This is a genomic window from Streptomyces sp. NPDC056835, from assembly GCF_042789485.1.
Taxonomy (GTDB): Bacteria; Actinomycetota; Actinomycetes; order Streptomycetales; family Streptomycetaceae; genus Streptomyces.
In genome coordinates, this window is record NZ_JBHUBB010000009.1 from 1 (window position 1) to 20,299 (window position 20,299).

Genomic DNA, 20,299 nt, shown 5'->3' on the forward strand with positions numbered 1-20,299 from the left:
GCCCGGCGGCGTTGTCGTCGGGCGCCGACGCTCCGCGTTGCCTTCCTCCTCCGCCTTGCCGGGCTTGCCCCTCGCCCCGCTCCTTCCTCCACCCCACCTATCCGCGCGGCCTCTTAAGACGGCGGCTATGCGCCTGCCACCCGGCCGTGGTGATCACGTCGTCTTCCGGCCACCCCCTGCTGCGAGCCTCCACAGATGCTCGCCCTGAACGCTGATGTGGACCCGAACCGATGCCGGACGCTGGGGCTCGCGGGGTCCGTCGCGCTCACCATCGGCGGGCTGACCGCGGGCGCTCTGCCGGTACGCGACGCGCTGCTGCCCTCTTCGGGCCGGGCCGCCCTGGGCGTGCTCTGCGCCTACTTCGGTCTCGTCCTGCTGATCGCGGCCTGGTGGTGGCTGGGCCGCGCGGTACGCCGGCCCCGCCCGCCCGCGCCCCGGGAACTGCTGGTGACGCTCGCGATCTGGGCGGCGCCCCTGCTGCTCGGACCGCCCCTGTTCAGCCGGGACGTGTACAGCTATCTCGCGCAGGGCGCGATGGTCGACGCGCGCATCGATGTGTACACCCACGGACCCGCGCAACTCGGCGGCCCGCTCGCCACCGAGGTCGCGCCCGTATGGCAGCACACCCCCGCCCCGTACGGCCCGGTCTTTCTCGCCGTCGCCGCCAAGGCCTCCGATCTCGCCCACGTCGACATGTCCGCCGGGGTGTTCGGTATGCGGCTGGTCGCGCTGCTCGGTGTCGCGCTGATGATCCTCTTTCTGCCGCTGCTCGCCGACCGCTGCGGCGTCGACCGGTCCGCCGCGCTCTGGCTCGGCGCGCTCAACCCCCTCGTACTGCTGCATCTCATCGCGGGAGCCCACAATGACGCCCTCATGCTGGGCCTGCTCGGCGCCGGACTCGTGGCGGCCCTCGGCGGCCGGCCGGCCGCGGCCGCGGCCGTCATCGCGCTCGCCGCGCTGGTGAAGGCGCCCGTGGCGCTGGGGCTGCTCGCGGTGGCCGCGCTGTGGTCGGGCCGGCTCACCGGCCGGGCACGTACGGTCAGAGCCACCGCCCTGACCTGTGCCGTCGCCCTGGCCACCACCGCACTGGTGACGGCCGCGACCGGCACCGGCTATGGCTGGCTCGGCACGCTCTCCACCCCTGTATCGCCCGACAACTGGTCACTGACCAGCGCACTCGGCCGGCTCAGCGGCGAACTGCTGGACGCCGTGGGCAGCGGACTCGCCGACCGGGCCGTACCGGCGTGGCGCTGGTTCGGCCTGCTGGCCACCGCCGCGGCCGTGGCGGCCCTCTGGCTGCGCCGGGTGCCGCTGGGGCCCGTCTACGCGCTGGCGCTGAGTCTGCTCGCGGTCTTCGCGCTCGGCCCGGCCTTCCGGCCGTGGTACGCGCTGTGGGGTCTGTTCCCGCTCGCCGCCGCCGCGCCCGACGGAGGGCGGGTACGGCGCTGGGCCGCGGCCGGCAGCGGCGTCCTCGCGCTGGGCCTGTTGCCCAGCGGATACCCGCCGGACGGCATGCAGCTGACACTCGCCGTGGGCGGCGGCGCGCTCGCCCTGATCGCGCTGTACTGGATGTTCGAGATGTCCGACTCCGGCACGGTCCACTCCCGGACGCGGGTGGCGTCATGAGACGGCTGCGTGACGCCCTGACCGCCACTGGGGGACGGCCGGCCCTCGCGGCGGTGCTCATCGTGGCCACCGGCGTCTTCCTGGCCACCGTTCCGCTGCACCGCGGCTTCTTCGACGTCGGCGTCTACTACGGCACGGTCAACGACTGGATCCACCACGACGGCCGGATCTACGACTACCTCCGGCCCGGCACGCACTACGGCTTCACGTACCCGCCCTTCGCCGCCGTCGTCATGCTGCCGATGGCGCTGGTCTCCTGGCATGTGGCCATCGCGATCAGCGCCGTGCTGAGCGCCGTGGCCTCGGCGCTGCTGCTGCGCTGGCTGGCCGGTCCGGCCGTGCGGCGCGTGGTCGCGCGACGCGCGGAACCGAACCGTCACGGAGAGCCGCCGCGACAGGAGCGGCGACCGTGGTTCGTGTTCGTTGTCGCCGGGTGTCTGTTCGCCCTGTTCGAGCCGGTCCGCGACACCTTCAGCTTCGGCCAGGTCAATCTGCTGCTCGTCGCGCTCGTCTTCGCCGACGCGCGGCTGCTCGCCACCGGGCGCGGCCGGTACGCGGGCATCGGCATCGGGCTGGCCACCGCGATCAAGCTCACGCCCGCGCTGTTCATCGGCTACCTGCTGGTCACCGGCCGCCGGCGGCAGGCCGCGGTGGCGACGGGTACGGCCGGGGCGGCCACCCTGCTCGCCGCCCTGATCGACCCCGGCGCATCCCGGACCTTCTGGACCGGCGCCCTGTGGGACACCGACCGGGTCGGCTCGCTCAGCTATATCTCCAACCAGTCGCTGCAAGGCGTCCTGGCCCGGCTCCAGCCGGATCATCCGAGCCGACTGGTGTGGCTGGTGTGCGTCCTGGCCGTCCTCGGGGTCTGGGTGTACCGTGCCCGCGCGGCGGCGCGCGACGGCGACGACAGGACCGGATTCGCCCTGACCGGCCTCGCGGCCTGTCTGGTCAGCCCCGTCACCTGGGTGCATCACCTGGTCTGGCTGGTACCGGCCCTGCTCGTACTGGCGGACTCCGCACTGAGCGGAAACCCCGGCGCGCGCCGGCGGCCGCTGGCGGTGTGCGCCGCGCTGTATGTCCTTCTGTGCAGCAGCGTCGTCTGGCTGTGGCGCTGGGACTCGACCGGCCCGGCCGCCTTCCTCGGCGCGAACACCTATGTCTGGATCACCCTTGGCCTGCTGCTCGTACCCGCGAGCCCCGAGGGGAGCGCGCGCCGCGTACCCGGACCGGGCCCCGGGCGGCTGCCCGGGGCGACGGCCGCCGTCGTCACGGAGGGGGCGGCCGCTCGATCAGCAGGAGCGTGGCGTCGTCGCGCGGTTGATCCTTCCGGCGGTCGAGGACCGAGTGGATGACCAGGCGCAGCGCCTCGGGGGCCCACTCCGCCGCCGAGGCTCCGCCCGGCCGGACATGGCGCGGACCCGGTGCCCCGGCCGCCGACGCGAGCGCTCCCCGCTTTTCCGGGTATACGTACGACGGGCCCGACGGGCATACGTGCGACGCGATGGGCAGGTGAGCAGAGTGTCCGATCACTTCCAGACCTTCAGGACGTCATCCCGGGAACAGGGCCGGGACAAGGACAGCCTCACGGACCGGGAAGCGGACAGGTCACGACCGGCGCGGGCCGGCCGGGTGTGGCGGAGGGGCGCCCTGGCGGCGTCCGTGACGCTGCTGGCCGTCGCGACCGCGGCGTGCGGAAGCGGTGGCGGCTCCGGCGGCTCCCCGGCGTCAGCCCCCGAGGGCTCCGGCGGGTCCGCGTCCTCGGCCCCGTCCGTTTCCGCCCCCGCGGAGAGCGGCGGGGACGGGGCCCCCGGCGTCTCCAGCACGCCGCCCTCGTCCACGGCCCCGGTCCAGGCGGCGCCCTCGGCGGGGCAGAGCGGCACCGGGCAGGCGGCCGCCGCGTCGTCGCGGTGTACGGCGAACCAGCTGGGGCTGAGTCTGAGCGCCCCGGACGCGGGCGCCGGCAATATCCGCTACGACCTGCGGCTCATCAACAAGGGGGCGGGAGCGTGCGTGCTGCGGGGCTTCCCCGGCGTCTCCCTGCTCGCGGGTGACGGCGCCACCATAGGCAGGCCGGCCGCGCGCGAGGGCGAGCAGCTGCCCGCCGTGACGCTCGCTCCCGGCGGCACCGCGGATGTCACCCTGCATACGCTGAACAAGGGCATCAAGGGTTCCTCCTGCTGGGCCGCGCCCAGCCTCCTCAAGATCTATCCGCCCGGCTCCAAGGACGCCATGACGCTGCGGACTTCGGCGCCGGTCGTCTGCGGCGACACCTTCACCGTGACGGCGGTGCGGTCCGGCTGAGCTGTCCGGACGGTCGTGGCTCTCAGGGTCAGGTCCGGCCGAAGAGCTGCGTCCAGTAGGTTCCCGCTGGGCCGCCTCCCGCGAAGCCGACTCCCAGGTGGGTGAAGTCGGGCTTGAGGATATTGGCCCGATGCCCCGGGCTGTCCATCCAGCCCCGGACCACCTCGCGCGGATCGCGCTGACCGCAGGCGATGTTCTCACCGATACCGCGGTGCGCGGCCCCCGCGGCGGCGGCGCGGTCCCAGGGCGCGAGCCCTTCCGGTGAGGTGTGCGAGTAGAAGGCGCGCGCGGCCATGTCCGTGCTGTACGCCTGCGCGGCCGCCGCCAGCTGTCTGTCGTCGGCCAGCGGACGGAGCCCGGCGCGGGTCCGCTCGGCGTTGGTGAGGGAAAGGACCTCGGCAACGGTCCGCAGCAGACCGGCCGCGGTGAACGGAGCCGCCCACAGCGCCGTCCAGTAGACGTTCCCGGAGCGGGAGTCGTGGTGATGGGCGATGCCCGCGTCCGTCAGGGCCAGGTCATGGAGCGGGCGGCGGGTCGCCCCGTCGGTCAGGCAGTAGTCGATGAACTCGGCGGCGGTACGCGGACCGGAGACCAACTGCTGGTCGATACGGAGGTAGCGGTAGCCGCCCGCGGTGATCCGCTGGAAGACCGAAGGACCGCCGGGGCCCTCCGTGCTCAGCCGCCGCTGTCCGGCCATCACCGCCGCATGGGCCCGCGCCGCGGCAGAGAGCCGCCCGTCGAGGGTCACGGGCGCGACCCCCGCCCCGAGCCGGGCGGCCCGGACGAGCCCGGCGAACTCCGCCTCCATACCGCTCGCCGGAACCGCCGGCACCGCGACGGCCGGCGCGGGAACGGTCCGCTGCGGCGCCGGACCGGGCGACGGCGGTACGGGGCCGGTCGCCTCCTCCGCGATCTCGACGCCGAAGTCACGGGCGATTCCGGCCAGTCCGTCCGCGTACCCCTGACCGAGGGCGCGCAGTTTCCAGGTGGCGCCGCGCCGGTAGATCTCGGCCAGCAGCAGCACCGTCTCATGGGTCGGGCGCGCGGGGGTGAACCGGGCCAGGACGCGTGCGCCGGCCCCGGTGACCGTCAGCGCGGGTGCGGGCAGCCGGCCGAGAGGAGTGCCGGGCTCGGCGGGGCTGACGACCACGGTGACCCGGCTCGCGCCCGCCCGCAGCCGCCGGGGATCCACCCCGACGCCGTCGGCGCGCAGCCGGGCGCCAGGGGCCGACGGCTGGTTGTAGAAGACGAAGTCGCCGTCATCGGCGACCCTCCCGCCGTCGCCGGTGATCAGTACGGAGAGATCGAAGGGGCCCGGGACCCGGAACCACAGCTCCGTGTCCGGCAGGGGCATATTTCCGCCGGGGACCAGCTCGCTCATCAGTACCGTCCGTCCGGCTCGGAACCGTCGGGCCACGTCAGCCCGGTGGTGACACTGTCCGGGGAACGTCGCGGGAGGGCCCGACGGTTCCGCGTGGGCGTGACCGGCGCGTACGGGGGAGAATGGGAGCGGAAGACGGGGCTCCGCCGATACCGGGCCATGGGGACAGGACCGTCGGCCCTTCGCGTTGAGCCACCGTGCAACTCAACGTGCAGTTCACTCAGGAGCTGATCATGACTGTGACCCAACAGCCCGCTCGCGCGTCCGGCACGTTCCTCCTCGGCGGCGATCTGCCGGTCACCCGGCTCGGCTACGGCACCATGCAGCTGACCGGCCCCGGCGTCTGGGGAGACCCCGAGGATCCGGCGGAGGCCGTGCGGGTCCTGCGCCGCGCCGTCGAGCTGGGTATCAACTTCATCGACACGGCCGACTCGTACGGCCCCTTCACGGCGGATCTGCTGCTCAGGAAGGCTCTGCATCCGTACCCCGACGATCTGGTGATCGCCACCAAGGCCGGATTGACCCGTACCGGGCCCGATGAGTGGGTACCGGTGGGGCGTCCGGAGTATCTGCGTCAGGAGGTCGAGCTGAATCTGCGTCATCTCGGCGTGGAGCGCATCGATCTGCTCCAGCTGCACCGCATCGACCCGAAGGTGCCGCTCGCGGAACAGCTGGGCGAGCTGGTGGCGTTGCAGGGTGAAGGCAAGATCCGGCACCTCGGACTGAGCGAGGTCTCCGTCGCCGAGCTGGAGGAGGCCGGGAAGACGGCGCGGATCGTGTCCGTACAGAACCGCTTCAACCTCGCCGACCGCGCTGCCGAGGACGTGCTGGAGTACGCGCGGGCCCAGGGGCTGGGGTTCATCCCCTGGTTCCCGCTGGCCACCGGCGCCCTCGCGGCCGCGGACACCCCGCTGTCGAAGATCGCCGCCGACCGTGGTGTGGCTCCCTCGCAGTTGGCCCTCGCCTGGCTGCTGCGGCGCTCGCCGGTCATGCTCCCGATCCCGGGTACCTCCTCGGTGGCGCATCTGGAGGAGAACACCGTCGGCGCCACTCTCGAACTGACCGACGACGAATTCGAGACGCTGTCCCGCGCGGCCGGCTGACGCCTGGGCGACCGGCCGGGCGGCCGGCACGGACCTGCTCAGTCGTGATTGTGGGTGGAGGACGTATCGGCGGGAGGGACGGTGCGACCGCCGTCCCTCCCGCTGAGGACGACCGCCAGGATCGCGACGACGACGCCGGCCACGGCGAGACGTCCGACGAGCCGCAGGGACCAGCCGGACCAGACGCGCAAGCCCGCGCCACCTGTGCCGGTTCCGGCGCCCGGACGTGACAACTGCTCGGAGCGGCGGGCGGGGCGCAGCAGCCGTACCAGCAACAGGGCCGCGATGGGCAGTTGCAGCAGCCAGACCGAGGTGCGGAACCACCCGTCGTACCAGACGTTCGTTCCGTACAGCAGGGTGTGCCAGACGCTCAGGATGTAGACGACGATCACGAAGCGGTGCAGTACGCGCCAGGTCTTGGGGCCGATGCGGTGTCTGACGTAGAAGAGCAGCCCCAGCGGGATCGCCAGATAGAGAGCGGCCTGGCCGACCGGCATCGCGATCTGTCCCGTGCCCGAGTCGTAGCCGCCCGGCACGAACGCCTCGATGAAGGCCGCCCACAGCCGGGAGTTCCATCGCGCGGTGTCGTGCCGTACCAACTCGGCGGCGAACAGCAGGGCGTGAGCGGCGATCAGCGCGATCGTGTTCAGGCTCGTCGTACGGTGCAGCCGTTCCAGCCGGGGGCCTGACAGCGGCAGCCGCTTCGGGCGGGGCCCGGAGAGCAGCAGACCGAGTATCACGGTGCCCCACGCCCACAGCAGCGCCGCCCAGCCGAACGCCTGGCTGAGGAAGTACATCCAGAAGCCACCCGCGTCCGCCATGAAGGGCATGACGGTGACGGTCGACGAGGTCTTCGCCCGGATCCGGGCGTAGAGCAGCGCGAAGACGGCGGCGGTCACCACCAGCGCGATCAGACCGTCGGGTATCGAGGCCCTGAGGTCGGACCGGAGCGTGGTCCGGGCAGACCGCCGGTCCGGGGCGGTGGCGGGCTCTTCGGCGGAGGCGGCCGAGGCAGCCGATGGGGCGGAGGCGGCCGATGGGGCCGGTTCGACCGGCTCGGCCGGCTCGCTCGGCTCGGGGGCGGCGGACGCGGGGGACGACTTCATACCGGAGCAGTCGGCCGCCGGACCCGAAAAGTTCCCGCACGCTTCATGTGGCATGGATCACATTTCTTGGTGTCGTTCTATAACGGGCGAACCGTCGACGTTTCCGGATCGGCGGCTCTGTTCCTCGGCTCGGCTCCGGGTGACACGATGTCAGCCATGGGAGCCGGGCCCGCATTCCGCTTCACACGTGCCGCGATCTTCGCGGTCGTGTGCGTAGCGGTGTCCGGTCTCGGACATGCCCTGCGCTCCGAAGCCCCGCTGCCCCGGCCCGCGTTGGCCCTCGCCCTCGTGGTGGCGGGCGGCGCGGGATGGTGGCTGGCCGGGCGGGAGCGCGGGGTTCTGGCCATCGCCGGGGCGAGCGCCGTCGGGCAGTTGACTCTGCACACCCTGTTCAGCTGGACCCATACGTTTCCGCGCCTCACCGGGGCGGCGCCCGCCATCGGCGTTCCGGGCGAGGGCCGCTCCGGTAGCGCGATGGCGCACGCCCACTCCGGGATGAGTGAGGCGCCGCCGGATGTCATGGCCCAGGCCCTGGCCTACGACGGCCATTCCCTGACCTCGGGCATGGCGGTGGCCCACTTCGTCGCGGGGCTGCTGTGCGGCTGGTGGCTGTGGCGCGGCGAGTCGGCGGTCCTCCAACTGGGCCGCACACTCACGTTGTTCGTCGCCGCTCCGCTGCTGCTCGCCTGGCGGGTGCTGACCGGCACCGGGTTCGCCCCGACGCGCACGCGGATCCGAACCCCGGGCAGACCGCGGCGCGGGCCGCGCCCGCCCGTCGTCCTGGGCGGCATCACCCGCAGGGGCCCGCCTGTCCTTCCGTCCCTTCGCTGACCCTTCGGCCGTCCGCGCCGTGCTCGCGCGTGTGGCCGAGGGTCCTTCAGGCACGTACGCGTGCCTGTTCACAGGCATGCCGGTCGCCAGCGCCGCTACCGCGGGGGACCGGCCACCGATGGAGCCGCGCGGACGCCGCGTCCGGCGTGGCTCCGCGAGGACACGAAGGATCACCGCCATGTGCCCTGCTCCGACGATGAATCCCCCTGCCCGCGGCACGAGACCCGCCGCTCCCCGCGCTTCCACCACCATGTCCCGCGCCCAGGAGGGCGGCTCACCGGGCATCAGATCCGCGCACCGCGATCTCCAGATCACCGCCTGGGCGCTGGCCGCGGGCACCGGCGACCGTGAGGCCGCCGAGCGGTTCGTGCACGCGACGTACGACGACGTACGCCGGTTCGTCGCGCATCTGAGCGCCGATGTGCCCGGGGCCGACGATCTCGCCCAGGAGACCTATCTACGGGCCCTGACCAGCCTGGCCAAGTTCGCGGGCCGCTCCTGCGCGCGCACCTGGCTGCTGTCGATAGCGCGGCGTGTGGTCATCGACCGCTACCGCGGCGCCGCCGCCCGGCCCCGGCTCGCCGACACCGCCGACTGGCAGCACGCCGCCGAGCGTGTCCAGCCGCGCCATCTGCCCGGCTTCGACGAGGGCGTCGCGGTGTTCGACGCGCTGGGCGCGCTGGACCCGGCGCGGCGGCAGGCGTTCGTACTGACCCAGGTGCTCGGGCTCTCCTACGCGGAGGCCGCCGACGCCGCGGGCTGCCCCGTCGGTACGGTGCGCTCACGCGTCGCGCGGGCGCGGCGGGACCTCACCGCCGTATGGCTGGCGGACCGTGACCCCGGGCTGCTGCCCGTCCGGGCGGCGTCCCGGTAACGGACGGCCCCGGTCCGCGCCGTCCTCACGCCCGGGTACGGCGCGGATCAGGCCCGGGACGGCGCGGATCAGGCCCGGGTACGGCGCGGACCGCCGTCGGCCGCCGTCCGCTTCTCCGGCCGGGTGCGGGAGCCGCCGTACCGCCGGCGCACCGCACCCGCCAGCGGAACCAGCAGCACCGGCAGGACCAGAGCCTGGAGCGCGACCGCGAACCAGAAGCCCCGCGCCGTCCCCACGTCCTCGGCCGCCCCGTACAACTGACCGCCCGCCACCCCGCTGGCGAACGCGCCGATCCCCGCCGCCAGCCGCTGCCGGCCGAACACCACGGCGGGCGCGGCGGACGAGCGGGCCAGCGCCTCCAGATCGTTCTTGAGGAAGAGCACGATCTCGCCCAGGCAGATCAACGCGGCGCCCACGCCGATCCCCGTCCGCCCACCGGCACCGATGACCGCCGTCCCGGCGGCCATCGCGCCGAAGCCCACCCGCATCGCGCGCCGGTAGGAGAGCCCGGCGATCCACTCCGACAGCAGGGGCTGCGCGACCACCAGCAGACACGCGTATCCCATCAGCACCCCGCCGTAGAACGACGCCGATGTCCGGGGGACGGCGTAGAGCGCCAGATAGTGCTGGAAGAACATGAAGACATAGACGCTCAGTACGGTCACCAGGAACGGCGGCCCGACCGTGCCGGGACTCCCGGCCGGGGCGGCGGGATCCCCATCCTTCCGCGGACCGCTCGCGCCGGGCCCGGCGGTCTCGGCGGACACGGCCGGCAGCAGCGCGTGCCCGAGCCCGACCACCGCGAACAGCACGGTGACAGCGGCGAACAGAGCGCCCGGCGAGGTCAGTACGAAGGGCGCGGCGGCCGGCGGGCCCAGCGCGATCCCCGCGTTGAACGCCGAACCGCTCGCGGACAGCAGCCGGGGCCGCTCCGCCTCCGCCGCACCCTCCACGAGATACGCCTTGTTCGCTGGGAGATACAGCGCCGCCCCGCACGACACCAGGAACAGCGCGCCGATCGCGGCCCACGGGCTTCCGAGCCCCGGCACGAACGCGGCGAACCCCGCCGTACGCACCGCCAGCGCGACCAGCATGGTGGCGCGCAGCCCGATCCGCCGGGCCAGGGCGCCGCCCGCCACCCCGCCGGAGAACTGCACCAGCGAGGCGACGGCGAGCACGAACCCGACCGTGCCCAGTCCGAGCCCCAGCCGCTGGTGCAGCAGCACCGACATGTACGGCAGTACGGCGAAGCTGCCCAGCGTGATCAGGAACGAGCAGACCAGCAGGAACGACCGCGGACCGCTCGGCCGCCATCTCCCGGCGACGCGATCGTGCCCGGCCCCGCGCGCCGGCCCGCGCTCATGGGCCGCCATCGGCCACCAGGACAGGGCGCACGCGCGCGGCGGCGCTCGCGGCCCGGTGCAGCGCCAGCTCGGCGGTCGCCGCCTCGGCCAGCACCATCCCCGTACAGCCGCGCTGGTCGGCCACGGTGTGGATGCCGTCCCCCGGCGCCCTGACCGGATACCAGCGCACCGCCCCCGGATAGGCACCCAGCTCGTCCAGCCCCTGCCAGCCCGCGAGCGTTCCCGGCCGGTCCGGATAGACGAGCACGAAACCGCAGGCGGCGCCGGAGTGGTCCAGTGGCTCATCCATGAGCCGGGGACGACGCCCGAGCGCGGCCTCGATCATCGCCTCGTACACATTCGTCCGCAGGGACAGGCACAGCGCCTCCCCGACCAGGGCGCCGCCGATTCTCCGGTTGATCTCGACCAGTTCGGGCCCCTGGCCGGTGAGGATGAACTCCACATGGGCGAAGCCGCCGTCATGCCCCGCCGTCCGCAGCACCCGGCCCACCCACGCCTCGATCTCACCCCGCTCGGCCGGGGGCAGTGCGACGGGAAAGGCGGCGGCCTCCTCCCGTACGGCGATGTCCCGAGAGGTCTGCCGGCTGAGCACCCCCAGCAGCCGGGTCTCCCCGGCCCAGCTCAGCGTCTCCGCGCTGTAGAGCGGCCCGGCGAGGAAGGACTCCGCGAACAGCCCCCCGGCCAGGGCCTGTTGGGCCGCCTCACCGAGCGCGGCGCGCAGCTTCTCCTCGTCCCTGACCACCCAGACGTTACGGGAGGAGGTGCCCGCCGAATCCTTGAGGACGAGCGGTGGCGTGAGCGTACGAAGCACCTCGCCCGCGCTGTCCGGATCCGGCGCCACCGGCACCGCGGGGCTCTTGCTCAGCCCGTGGCGGTGCAGCAGTTCGCGTACCCGTGACTTGTCGCGGAGCAGCCGGACCGCCTCGGGATCTGGCCCCGGCAGGCCGAACTCGGCCGCGAGACCGGCGGCCGGGACACTCCAGGTGTCCGTGGTGTTGATCAGACCCGCCAGTCCGGGCAGGGCCGTCAGCGCCCGCCGGGTCTCGGCCAGATCGAAGGTGTCGACCTCGACGACCGACAGCGGCGCGTCGTCCGGCAGTGTGTCCAGCTCGTGCCGGTACACGGACCGGTCGCGGGTGAGCAGGGTCAGCCCGTGCCCGGCACCGGCGGCCGCGGCGGCCATCCGGGCCAGTCCGAACGACAGTGACTCCAGCGCGGCGATGGTCACAGCGCATCCCCCTCCGAACCGACTTCTGCCACCACGGGCTCCTTGTGCGGGCGCCGTGCCCACTCCATCACCGACCACGGCGGACCGAGGTCGTCGAGGGCGTGGATTCTGCGCGGCCGCAGCGTACGCCGGTCCAGGGCCTCGGCGTGCCGGGCGAACACCCGCTCCACGTAACGGTGTCCGGTGTCCGCTCCGATGACGAGATGCTGCCGTCCGGGATCGCGCTCCGCCTCCCACGAGGCGACCAGATGCGCGGCGCCCGTCGACAGCCCGGCGAAGACGGCGTGTTCGCGCAGCAGCCCCACCGCGCCCGCCATGGCATGCCGGAAGTCCACCCAGTGCATCGTGTCGTACAGCTCGTGCCGGACATTGCCGAACGGGATCGAGCTGCCGATCCCCGCGATGATCGCCTCCGGATCGCTGAAGCGCTCGCTGCCGAACGTCACACTCCCGAACGGCTGGATGCCCACCAGCCGCACCTCCCGCCCGGAGCCGGTCCCCGGCTCCCGCAGCGCCCTGACCAGACCGCCGGTGGAGGCGCCGGTGCCGACGGCGCCGACGACGGTCAGCGACCGGTCCGGCAGCGCCGCCGTCACCAGCTCGGCGAACTCCCGGTAGCCCGCGTAGTGCACCGCGTCGTGGTACTGCCGCATCCAGTGGTAGTCCGGCCTGCGGGCCAGCAGCTCCCGTACGTGCCGCACCCGCCGCTCCTGGTCGAGCCGCAGACTCTCCGACGGGGGCATCTGGTCGACCGTCGCGCCCAGCACCTCCAACTGAGCCCGCATCACCGCGTCGACCGTGGTGGACGCCACGATGTGACACCGCAGTCCGTACCGGTGGCAGGCCATCGCGAGCGCCAGCGCGTAGATGCCGCTCGAACTGTCGATAAGCGTCTGACCGGGCACGATACGGCCGCGCCGGAGCAGCGTACGGACCGCGCCGAGCGCCGCGTAGACCTTCATCGTCTCGAAGCGCGCGAGGACCGCGTTGGGGCTCAGCCGGATCAGGTCCGGGGCCTTCATCGCGTCGGTGACATGCTCGTGCACGCGTACGTCGGTCACTTCCGTACCCCCCTGACGATCAGCCGGCGGGAGTGCTGGTCATAGACACCGCCGTCGAAGCCCCCGAAGCACTCGACATCCGTGAAACCGGCCGCCACGAAGAGATCGTGCAGTTCGGCCGCGCTGTAGAGAAAGGAGGTGAGCGACGCCGTACGGGCCGAGGTGCCGCGTACCAGCGTCCAGTCGGTGCGCAGCCGGCGCCAGCTGTCGAGCACCACATCACGCTGCACCACATAGGAGCCGTCGGGCAGATCCACGGCCTGGGGCCGCCCGATCCAGCCGGCCAGCACCTCCTTGCCCATCACATCCACCACGAGCCGGCCACCGGGGGCGAGGGATTCGCGGGCGTTGCGCAGGACCCGCAGATTGTCGTCGGGATCGTCGAAGTAGCCGAAGGAGGTGAAGACGTTCAGTACGGCATCGAAGGAGCCCGGCTCCGTGTAGTCGAGCATGTCGGCCCGCACCAGCCGGACGTCCGCGCCGGCCTCCGCGCAGGCCGCGCGTGCCCGTTCCAGCATGGACGGGCTGAGATCGACACCGGTGACGGTGTAGCCGCGCCGCGCCAGCGGCACCAGGAACAGCCCGGGACCGCAGCACAGATCGAGCACCCGGGAGCCGGGCGGGAAGTCGAGGAGCGGTGAACTCGCCACGATGCCGGCGGCCTGCTCGGCGCGGCCGGGAGAGAACATCGTGGGCGCGAAGTCGGACCAGAGGGAGTCGTCCTCGTACCACTGCAAACCGGCTGTCCTCCTCCGGAGCCGCAACGGCCCCTGACATGAGCGCTGGTACTCGCTTTCGTGTCAGTAGTCGGCCGTCACCCCCTGCTGGTTCCCGGAGAATCCGGCAACCAGCACACTGAGGGGATGGAGACAGTGGTGTTCATGACGCTTCCCGGGCTCGTCATCGTGCTGACCGCGGTGGCCTTCCTCGATCAGTTGCTGCTGCGCGCGGGGCGCGCGGGCCTGCTGCCGTGGCGCAACAGCGTGCGGCAGGGACAGATCTCGGCCACCGGGTTCGAGCAGCTGCACGCGAGTTTCTCGCCGGGCAAGCAGAACGAACTGAAGGAGCGGCAGTCGGCGCTGCTGCTCAGGGACGACGAGGAGGACGGCGCCCCGCCGCACCGGACCACGGTGGATCTGGACGGCGGGACGGCGGTCATACGGATGCCGGACAGGGCCTAGCAACTCAACCGCGGGTGGCGGCGGCCAGCGCCGTGCGGAGCGTCGCGGCGTCCGCGCTCCTGCCCGGGTCGTCGGCGAGGGCGAGACCCTGCGGGTCCTGCGCGTACGGCACGCCGTACGCCGGTGTGCCGGGCTGGAAGCGCCAGCTGTCGGCGAGGGTTCCCACGTCGACGGCGTCGAACCCGAGGAGATCGAGCAGCCGGGTCGCGGATGCCTTCGCCTCTGGGTCGTCACCGGCGATCGGGAGGGCCGTGCGGTCGGCCGCGCCCGTGGGCCGGGCGAGTGCGGTCAGATGCTTGAAGAAGATGTTGTTGAACGCCTTGACGACGTGGGCGTCGGGCAGATGCCGCTGGAGGAGTTCGCTGCTGGTGGTTTCCTCCGCGTCCAGCTCGGGGATCCGCCCGTCACGCTCGGAGTAGTAGTTGTTCGTGTCGAGAACGACCTTCCCCGCCAGCGGTGCCACCGGCACCTGGCGGTAGTTCTTCAGCGGGACGGTCACCACGACCCAGTCCCCGGCCGCCGCCGCCTCGGCGGGCGTCGCGGCCCGCGCCCGCGGTCCCAGCTCCGCCACCAGGTCGGCCAGGGTCTCAGGCCCGCGTGAATTACTGAGGACCACATCCAGCCCGGCCGCGACGCCGAGCCTCGCGAGGGTGCTGCCGATGTGTCCGCTGCCGATCAGTCCAAGAGTGCTCATGCTGGTCCCAGCCGGACAGCCGGCCGCGGTATTCCCGCCCGCCCGCGACCGGCACCTTCTGGCTCAGCAGTTCTTGTAGTCGTACCGCGTCGAGTTGTACGCGCAGGTGTCATGGACCGCACCCGAGGAGCGGCGCAGTGTGGCCGTGTCCTTGTCGTTGTTCCACACGTACGCGGCGCGCTGCTGGAACACGGTGGCGCCCGTGTTGGTGCCCTTGCCCGTCTTCACCGTGACGGTCTTGCCCGCCTTCAGGGTGAACGTCCCGAACGTGTATGTGTGCCGGGAGGCGTCCGTCAGGGTCCAGCCTTTGAGGCTCACCGAACCGCTCGTGGTGTTCTTGATCTGCACCCATTCGCCGTTGAGGCTGGTGTTGGAGCGGGTGTCCGTGCCGGGGGAGTCGTACCAGATCTTGGTGAGATGCACGGACCCGGCGGCCTGCGCCTGGCCGGGAAACACGATCAGGGTGGCGGCGGCCGCCGCGAGCGCGGCGGCGCCGGTTATACGGGCACGGGGCATGAAAGCGCGTCCTCTTCCGGAAGGGTGCCGGTGCCGCCCGAGCGGGCGGCACGAGATGCAGACATTACGCATCCCGTGCCGATGAAAGAGGGGGTTCTGTGAAATTCGTGAAGGAAACGCGTTCACGGCCTCAGCCGTTCATATCCTCCCCGGCCGTCCAAGCGGGGCTCAGACGCAGATACTTGATGACGCGGCGATGGAGGGTGAAGGCGATGTGCAGTGTCCCGTCGGGGGACCGGGCGACGGACGGATAGGACAGTTCCCGGTTGAGGCCGGCACGGGAGTTGTTGGTGAGGCAGTAGCCGTCGCCCGTCTCCAGATCGTGGCGCACCGGCCAGGAACGGCCGCCGTCCGACGAGAAGGAGAGGGTGAGCGGGGCGCGCGGAGCGCCCCAGAAGGCGGCGCTGTCCACAGGCGGGGGCAGGGTGCCGGTTACGGTCTCGCCCGGGGGCGCGGTGTCGCTCACACCGTCGTCGTCGATCTCGTCGTACAGCGACACCCGCCGCTCGGTGGCATCGGCGGCGCTGCTGTGGTTGTGCACCAGGGCGAGCCGGCCGTCGTCCAGCGGGACGTACTGGAGGGAGGAGTTGTTGTTGGGGACGGACAGTGGCTCCGGCGCCGTCCAGGTCTCCCCGTCGTCCTCCGACCGGCAGCGGTACACATGGTCCGCCCGGCGGCTGCGGAACAGCGCGAGCACAGAACTGTCCGGCAGGGTGTGGACGTTCATGTGCACCAGCCCGGTGGAGCCGGGCACCGGCCGTTCGTCCCAGGTCGCCCCCGCGTCGTCGCTGACCATGACCGAGCTGGTGTCCCGGCCGCCCGACCACCGCTCGCCCGGTGTGCTGACACAGCGGAACACGGGCAGCAGCCAGCGGCCCGACGGCAGCACGGCCACCGGCTGCCGTACGAAGACCCCGCTCCCGGCCGCGGCCGGGAACAGGACCCGCGAGGGGCCCCAGGTCACGCCGTTGTCCCGGCTGATCCGCCGCCGTACCTCCGCCGTGTCCTGATGGCCCGCCCGCTGCGCGGTGTGCAGCAGCCACAGCTCGCCGGAGGGCGCCGGGAACAGTACGGGGTTCTGCTCGGAGCGGGTGGCGTCGTCGGAGAGCCGGACCGGCGCGGACCAGCCGGCGGCCCGCGGAGTGAGCCGGGAGAACCAGACGGAGATGTCCGCGACGCCCTCCTGCGTACCGGCGAACCAGACGCAGCCCAGATCCCCGCCGGGCAGCACGGTCAGATTCGCGGCGTGGTTCTGCGCGGCGGGCGCGGCCAGCGAGGCTTCGGTACGGCCCGGTTCGCCGGGATGCGGGCGCAGGACACCGTCGGCGACCGGGTTCGTCATGGTCACCGGGCCTCTTCGACGCCACGGGCGGCGGCGAGGTGGCTGCCGGCGATCTGTGCCAGATGCGTCAGATCACTGGAGACGGTGGCGAAGGTGAAGCCCTCCGCCAGCCGCCGGGCCGCACTGGCACCGTCCGCGTTGTGGATACCGGCGGCGATCCCGGCGGCGGCCGCCGTCTCGCGTACGGTGACGAGCGCGGCCTCGAACCGGTCATCGACGGCGGGGTCGGTGGAGGTGGCGCCACCGAGGGCGATCCGCAGATCGGACGGGCCGACATAGACACCGTCGAGCCCGTCGGTCGCGCAGATCTCCGCGACATTGGCGAGGCCGTCCGCCGTCTCGATCATCGCGAGGACGACGGTCTGCTCATGCGCGTCGGCCGGGTCGGGCCCGATCCGCAGCCCGGAGCGCATCGGGCCGTAGGAGCGGCGGCCGAGCGGCGGATAGCGTACGGCGGCCACCGCGTCGGCGGCGTCCTGGGCGGTGTCGATGAGCGGGACGATGACCCCGGCCGCCCCCGCGTCCAGCGCGCGGCCGATCGGCGCCGGGTCATTGGCCTCGGTGCGCACCAGACCGACGGCGGTGCTCCCCTTGGTGTCGATGGCGGTGAGGGAGGCGAGCAGCCCCGCGTACTCGATCAGACCGTGCTGGGCGTCCAGCGCCACATAGTCGTAGCCGAGGCGTGCGATGCGCTCGGTGGAGACGGGGGAGTCGAGGACGGACCAGTAGCCGATGAGCTGTTCGCGGGCGCGCAGAGCGGTGGCGAAGGCGGCGGGCGTACCGGACGGGGGGCGGGTCATGGAAGTCCCTTCGAGGTGGGGCGGGATGGCCGGAACAACGTGGAATGGCCGGCGCAACGTGGAATGGCCGGCACAACGTGGAATGGCCGGCACAACGGTGGGCCGGGTCCGGGGTGCGGGGCCGGGGTCAGCGGTTGTACGCGGGCATCGGGCCCCGCAGCCGGGCACCGACCTCGTCGCAGGCGGCGCTCACCCCGGCGGGCAGCGGACCGGCCTGCGCGGCGGCGATATTGGCCCGCAGCTGCTCGGTGCGAGAGCCGCCGAGCAGCAGCGCGTCGGTGGAGGGCCGGTCGAGCAGCCAGCGCAACGCCAGTTCGGTGAGCGGGATGCCGGCCTCTGCGGCGATCCCGGTGAGCTGACCGACCGCGGCGAACAGCCGCTCGTCCCAGTAGCGCTGCCGGTACATCGCGGCGAGCTTGGAGTCCCCGAACCGGCCCGATTCCGGGGTCCGCCCGAACGTGTGACGCCCGGTCAGAAGCCCGCCGCCGAGCGGGTTGTAGACCATGGTGCGCAGCCCCGTGACGGCCGCGTACTCGACGTACTCCTCCTCCAGCCGGCGCGCGAGCAGATTGTGCAGCTGCTGGGCGACCACGGGGCGCGGTGCCCCCACTTCGCCCGCCGTACGGACGAGTTCGGCGATCTGCCAGGCCGCGTGGTTGGAGACCCCGAGCGCGAGGATCTTTCCCTCGGCGACGAACTCGGCGACGGCCGCGAGGGTTTCCGCGAGCGGTGTCGCGCGGTCCGGCTGGTGCAGATAGAAGAGATCGACCCGGTCGGTGCCCAGCCGCTTGAGGCTGCCCTCCAGCGCGGCACGCATCCCGGCGGCGGAGAGCGGGGCGTGCTCGCCCTGGTCGGGGTGGGGGATACCGGCCTTGGTGGCCAGCACGATCCGGTCGCGGCGGCCCGGCAGCAGCCCGGCGAGGATACGTTCGCTCTCCCCGCCCGCGTAGCCGTTGGCGGTGTCGACACCGGTGATGCCCGCGTCGAGCGCGGTATCGAGCATGGCTGCGGCGCCCGCGCGGTCGACGGTGTCGCCGAAGGTCATGGTGCCCAGGACGAGCCGGGACAGCGGGACGGGGAACTGTGGCGGATGGATGCCGGTGGTCACGGGCGGGTGCCTTCCGATGCGTGGGTGGCCGCGTGGCCGACTGTCCGGGTGGCTGAGCCGGTCGTGCCGCTGTCGGCCGCGGCGCTGAGCAGATGCCGGGGCTTCACGCCCCGGATCGCCGTGGGGTCGAGGGCGGCGCGGCGCAGCGCCCGGGTGTAGGGCTCGGCAGGTGAGGCGAGTACGGCGCGGGTCGGGCCGCTCTCGACGATCCGGCCCGCGTTCATCACCAGCACGTCGGTGCTGATCTCCCGCACCACCCCGAGGTTGTGCGCGATGACGAGATAGGCGATACCGGTCTCGGCCTGGAGTTCGCGCAGCAGCTCAAGGACCTGCGCCTGTACGGAGACATCGAGCGCGGAGGTCGCCTCGTCGCACACCAGCAGCTCCGGCCGGGACGCGAGCGCGCGGGCGATCCCGATGCGCTGGCGCTGGCCCCCGGAGAACTCGGGTGGCCGGCGGTGCAGGGCGGTGGCCGGCAGTCCGACCCGGTCGATCAGCTCGGCCGCGCGCCGCGCGCGCTCCCCTCTGTCACCGACGCCCGAGAGGCGCAGTGGCTCGGCCACGATCTGCTGGGCGGTCAGATGCGGGTCGAGCGAACCGTACGGATCCTGGAAGACCATCTGCACGCGCCGCCGCAGCGGGCGCAGCCGCCGCTCGGGCAGCCCGGCGATATCCGTACCGTCGAGGACGATCCGGCCCGAGGCGGGCTTCAGCAGTCGTACGAGGGCGCGGGCGAGGGTGGACTTGCCGCACCCCGACTCGCCGACGACCGCGAGCGAGCCGCCGCGCTCCAGCTGGAAGCTCACCCGGTCGACCGCGCGGAACGGGCCCCGCGCGGTGGGGTATTCGACCACCAGGTCATCGACGCTCAGAAACGGACCGGCGCCGGTGGTCTGCGTACGGGTCATGTCCGTGCTCCCCCCGTCGCGGCCGGCGCGAGGGAGTCCTCGTCCCAGGCGCCGAGCCGGGGCACAGCGGCGAGCAGGTCGCGGGTGTACGGCGCGGCCGGCCGGTCCACGATCCGCGCGGCGGATCCCGACTCCACGAATCTGCCCTCCCTCATGACATGGATACGGTCGGAGACGACCCGGGCCACCCCCAGATCATGCGTGATCATCAGCATCCCGAGGGACTCCTGTTCCTGTAGTTCCATCAGCAGATCGAGAACGCTCGCCTGCACCGTGGCGTCCAGCGCGGAGGTGGGCTCGTCGGCGATCAGCAGCTCCGGTTCCCCCGCGAGCGCGACGGCGATCAGCATGCGTTGCAGCATGCCGCCGGAGAACTGGTGCGGATACGCCTTCCAGCGGGTCTCCGGCCTGGGGATACGGACCTGGGCCAGCAGATCCGTGCCCCGCTCCCTGATCGCGGCACGGGACAGCCCGGGGTGCCGCAGCCGCAGCGCGTCGCCGAGCTGCCGGCCGATCGTATGGACCGGGCTGAGGGCCGTCATCGGGTCCTGCGGGATCAGCGAGACGGTGCGCCCGCGCACCTCGCGCGCCGCGCCGGGGGCGGCGAGGACGTCCCGCCCGGCGATCCGTACGCTCCCCGACAGCACGGCGAGGCCCTCGGGCAGCAGCCGCAGCACACCCATGGCGGTGGTGGACTTGCCGGATCCGGACTCGCCGATGAGTGTCACGGTCTCGCCCCTGCCGACGGTGAAGCTCACCCCGTCCACGGCGCGGACCACCCCGTGCGCGGTGATGAGTTCGATCTGCAGGTCCTCGACGTCCAGCAAGGGACCATCCTCCGGTGGAGCGTCCTTCGGCGGAACATCCGTCAT

At 72.7% G+C, this 20,299-nt stretch carries 20 protein-coding genes; 7 read left to right on the forward strand and 13 right to left on the reverse strand.

Annotation, left to right across the window (positions count from 1 at the left end):
- Window positions 1-195: 195 nt before the first annotated feature.
- The 3 genes from mptB (at window position 196) to ACFRMN_RS12180 (ending at window position 3,930) form a co-directional block, all read left to right on the forward strand.
- Complete coding sequence (gene mptB, locus ACFRMN_RS12170) at window positions 196-1,626, forward strand: polyprenol phosphomannose-dependent alpha 1,6 mannosyltransferase MptB (protein ID WP_383017265.1); 1,431 nt, start codon at window positions 196-198, stop codon at window positions 1,624-1,626.
- The gene (locus ACFRMN_RS12175) at window positions 1,623-2,981 is read left to right on the forward strand and encodes a glycosyltransferase 87 family protein (RefSeq protein WP_383017268.1); all 1,359 of its coding nucleotides are present in this window, start codon (window positions 1,623-1,625) and stop codon (window positions 2,979-2,981) included. The genes mptB and ACFRMN_RS12175 overlap by 4 nt, the downstream gene beginning before the upstream one ends.
- A 157-nt stretch (window positions 2,982-3,138) precedes the next feature.
- Window positions 3,139-3,930, forward strand: coding sequence for a DUF4232 domain-containing protein (locus ACFRMN_RS12180; protein WP_383017271.1), 792 nt, complete (start codon window positions 3,139-3,141; stop codon window positions 3,928-3,930).
- Window positions 3,931-3,958: 28 nt separating this feature from the next.
- Here ACFRMN_RS12180 and ACFRMN_RS12185 read toward each other — a convergent pair whose 3' ends face one another.
- On the reverse strand, window positions 3,959-5,311 hold the full coding sequence (locus ACFRMN_RS12185; RefSeq protein WP_383017274.1) for a CAP domain-containing protein: 1,353 nt from the start codon (window positions 5,309-5,311) through the stop codon (window positions 3,959-3,961).
- Window positions 5,312-5,544: 233 nt separating this feature from the next.
- On the opposite strand from ACFRMN_RS12185, the gene ACFRMN_RS12190 reads away from it, so the two are divergent.
- Complete coding sequence (locus tag ACFRMN_RS12190) at window positions 5,545-6,414, forward strand: aldo/keto reductase (protein WP_383017277.1); 870 nt, start codon at window positions 5,545-5,547, stop codon at window positions 6,412-6,414.
- Between the two features lie 38 nt (window positions 6,415-6,452).
- Here the strand turns inward: ACFRMN_RS12190 and ACFRMN_RS12195 are convergent, their stop codons facing one another.
- Window positions 6,453-7,520 carry a ferric reductase-like transmembrane domain-containing protein gene (locus tag ACFRMN_RS12195; RefSeq protein WP_383017280.1) on the reverse strand — a complete coding sequence of 356 codons (1,068 nt, stop codon included), beginning with the start codon at window positions 7,518-7,520 and terminating at the stop codon, window positions 6,453-6,455.
- 156 nt (window positions 7,521-7,676) lie between these two features.
- Here ACFRMN_RS12195 and ACFRMN_RS12200 point away from each other — a divergent pair, with 156 nt between their 5' ends.
- Together ACFRMN_RS12200 and ACFRMN_RS12205 are read left to right on the forward strand one after the other, a co-directional pair.
- A complete protein-coding gene (locus ACFRMN_RS12200) occupies window positions 7,677-8,351 on the forward strand; it encodes a hypothetical protein (protein ID WP_383017283.1) in 675 nt (224 codons plus the stop codon).
- A gap of 250 nt (window positions 8,352-8,601) precedes the next feature.
- Complete coding sequence (locus tag ACFRMN_RS12205; RefSeq protein WP_383017837.1) at window positions 8,602-9,225, forward strand: sigma-70 family RNA polymerase sigma factor; 624 nt, start codon at window positions 8,602-8,604, stop codon at window positions 9,223-9,225.
- Window positions 9,226-9,293: 68 nt separating this feature from the next.
- Here the strand turns inward: ACFRMN_RS12205 and ACFRMN_RS12210 are convergent, their stop codons facing one another.
- From ACFRMN_RS12210 to ACFRMN_RS12225, 4 genes are read right to left on the reverse strand one after another with little or no spacing between them, the layout of a single operon-like run.
- Window positions 9,294-10,598, reverse strand: coding sequence for an MFS transporter (locus tag ACFRMN_RS12210; protein WP_383017286.1), 1,305 nt, complete (start codon window positions 10,596-10,598; stop codon window positions 9,294-9,296).
- Complete coding sequence (locus ACFRMN_RS12215) at window positions 10,585-11,817, reverse strand: ATP-grasp domain-containing protein (RefSeq protein ID WP_383017288.1); 1,233 nt, start codon at window positions 11,815-11,817, stop codon at window positions 10,585-10,587. Before ACFRMN_RS12215 ends, ACFRMN_RS12210 begins: the two co-directional genes overlap by 14 nt.
- Window positions 11,814-12,839 carry a pyridoxal-phosphate dependent enzyme gene (locus tag ACFRMN_RS12220; RefSeq protein ID WP_383017840.1) on the reverse strand — a complete coding sequence of 342 codons (1,026 nt, stop codon included), beginning with the start codon at window positions 12,837-12,839 and terminating at the stop codon, window positions 11,814-11,816. The genes ACFRMN_RS12215 and ACFRMN_RS12220 overlap by 4 nt, the downstream gene beginning before the upstream one ends.
- 35 nt (window positions 12,840-12,874) lie before the next feature.
- Window positions 12,875-13,615 (reverse strand): class I SAM-dependent methyltransferase, encoded by a 741-nt coding sequence (locus ACFRMN_RS12225; RefSeq protein ID WP_383017291.1) that lies wholly within the window; start codon window positions 13,613-13,615, stop codon window positions 12,875-12,877.
- A gap of 126 nt (window positions 13,616-13,741) precedes the next feature.
- Here ACFRMN_RS12225 and ACFRMN_RS12230 point away from each other — a divergent pair, with 126 nt between their 5' ends.
- Window positions 13,742-14,059 (forward strand): DUF6191 domain-containing protein, encoded by a 318-nt coding sequence (locus ACFRMN_RS12230; protein ID WP_383017294.1) that lies wholly within the window; start codon window positions 13,742-13,744, stop codon window positions 14,057-14,059.
- A gap of 4 nt (window positions 14,060-14,063) precedes the next feature.
- Here the strand turns inward: ACFRMN_RS12230 and ACFRMN_RS12235 are convergent, their stop codons facing one another.
- The 7 genes from ACFRMN_RS12235 to ACFRMN_RS12265 all read right to left on the reverse strand — a co-directional run bounded on the left by ACFRMN_RS12235 (window position 14,064) and on the right by ACFRMN_RS12265 (window position 20,299).
- Complete coding sequence (locus tag ACFRMN_RS12235) at window positions 14,064-14,753, reverse strand: NADPH-dependent F420 reductase (protein WP_383017297.1); 690 nt, start codon at window positions 14,751-14,753, stop codon at window positions 14,064-14,066.
- Window positions 14,754-14,816: 63 nt separating this feature from the next.
- The gene (locus ACFRMN_RS12240; protein ID WP_383017300.1) at window positions 14,817-15,269 is read right to left on the reverse strand and encodes a lamin tail domain-containing protein; all 453 of its coding nucleotides are present in this window, start codon (window positions 15,267-15,269) and stop codon (window positions 14,817-14,819) included.
- Window positions 15,270-15,399: 130 nt separating this feature from the next.
- Complete coding sequence (locus ACFRMN_RS12245; protein ID WP_383017843.1) at window positions 15,400-16,611, reverse strand: exo-alpha-sialidase; 1,212 nt, start codon at window positions 16,609-16,611, stop codon at window positions 15,400-15,402.
- A 2-nt stretch (window positions 16,612-16,613) separates the two neighbouring features.
- The gene (locus ACFRMN_RS12250) at window positions 16,614-17,411 is read right to left on the reverse strand and encodes an HpcH/HpaI aldolase/citrate lyase family protein (RefSeq protein ID WP_383017303.1); all 798 of its coding nucleotides are present in this window, start codon (window positions 17,409-17,411) and stop codon (window positions 16,614-16,616) included.
- Between the two features lie 127 nt (window positions 17,412-17,538).
- Window positions 17,539-18,519 (reverse strand): aldo/keto reductase, encoded by a 981-nt coding sequence (locus tag ACFRMN_RS12255; RefSeq protein WP_383017306.1) that lies wholly within the window; start codon window positions 18,517-18,519, stop codon window positions 17,539-17,541.
- Window positions 18,516-19,427, reverse strand: a complete 912-nt coding sequence (locus ACFRMN_RS12260) for an ATP-binding cassette domain-containing protein (protein ID WP_383017309.1) — start codon at window positions 19,425-19,427, stop codon at window positions 18,516-18,518. Before ACFRMN_RS12260 ends, ACFRMN_RS12255 begins: the two co-directional genes overlap by 4 nt.
- Window positions 19,424-20,299 (reverse strand): ABC transporter ATP-binding protein, encoded by an 876-nt coding sequence (locus ACFRMN_RS12265; protein WP_383017312.1) that lies wholly within the window; start codon window positions 20,297-20,299, stop codon window positions 19,424-19,426. Before ACFRMN_RS12265 ends, ACFRMN_RS12260 begins: the two co-directional genes overlap by 4 nt.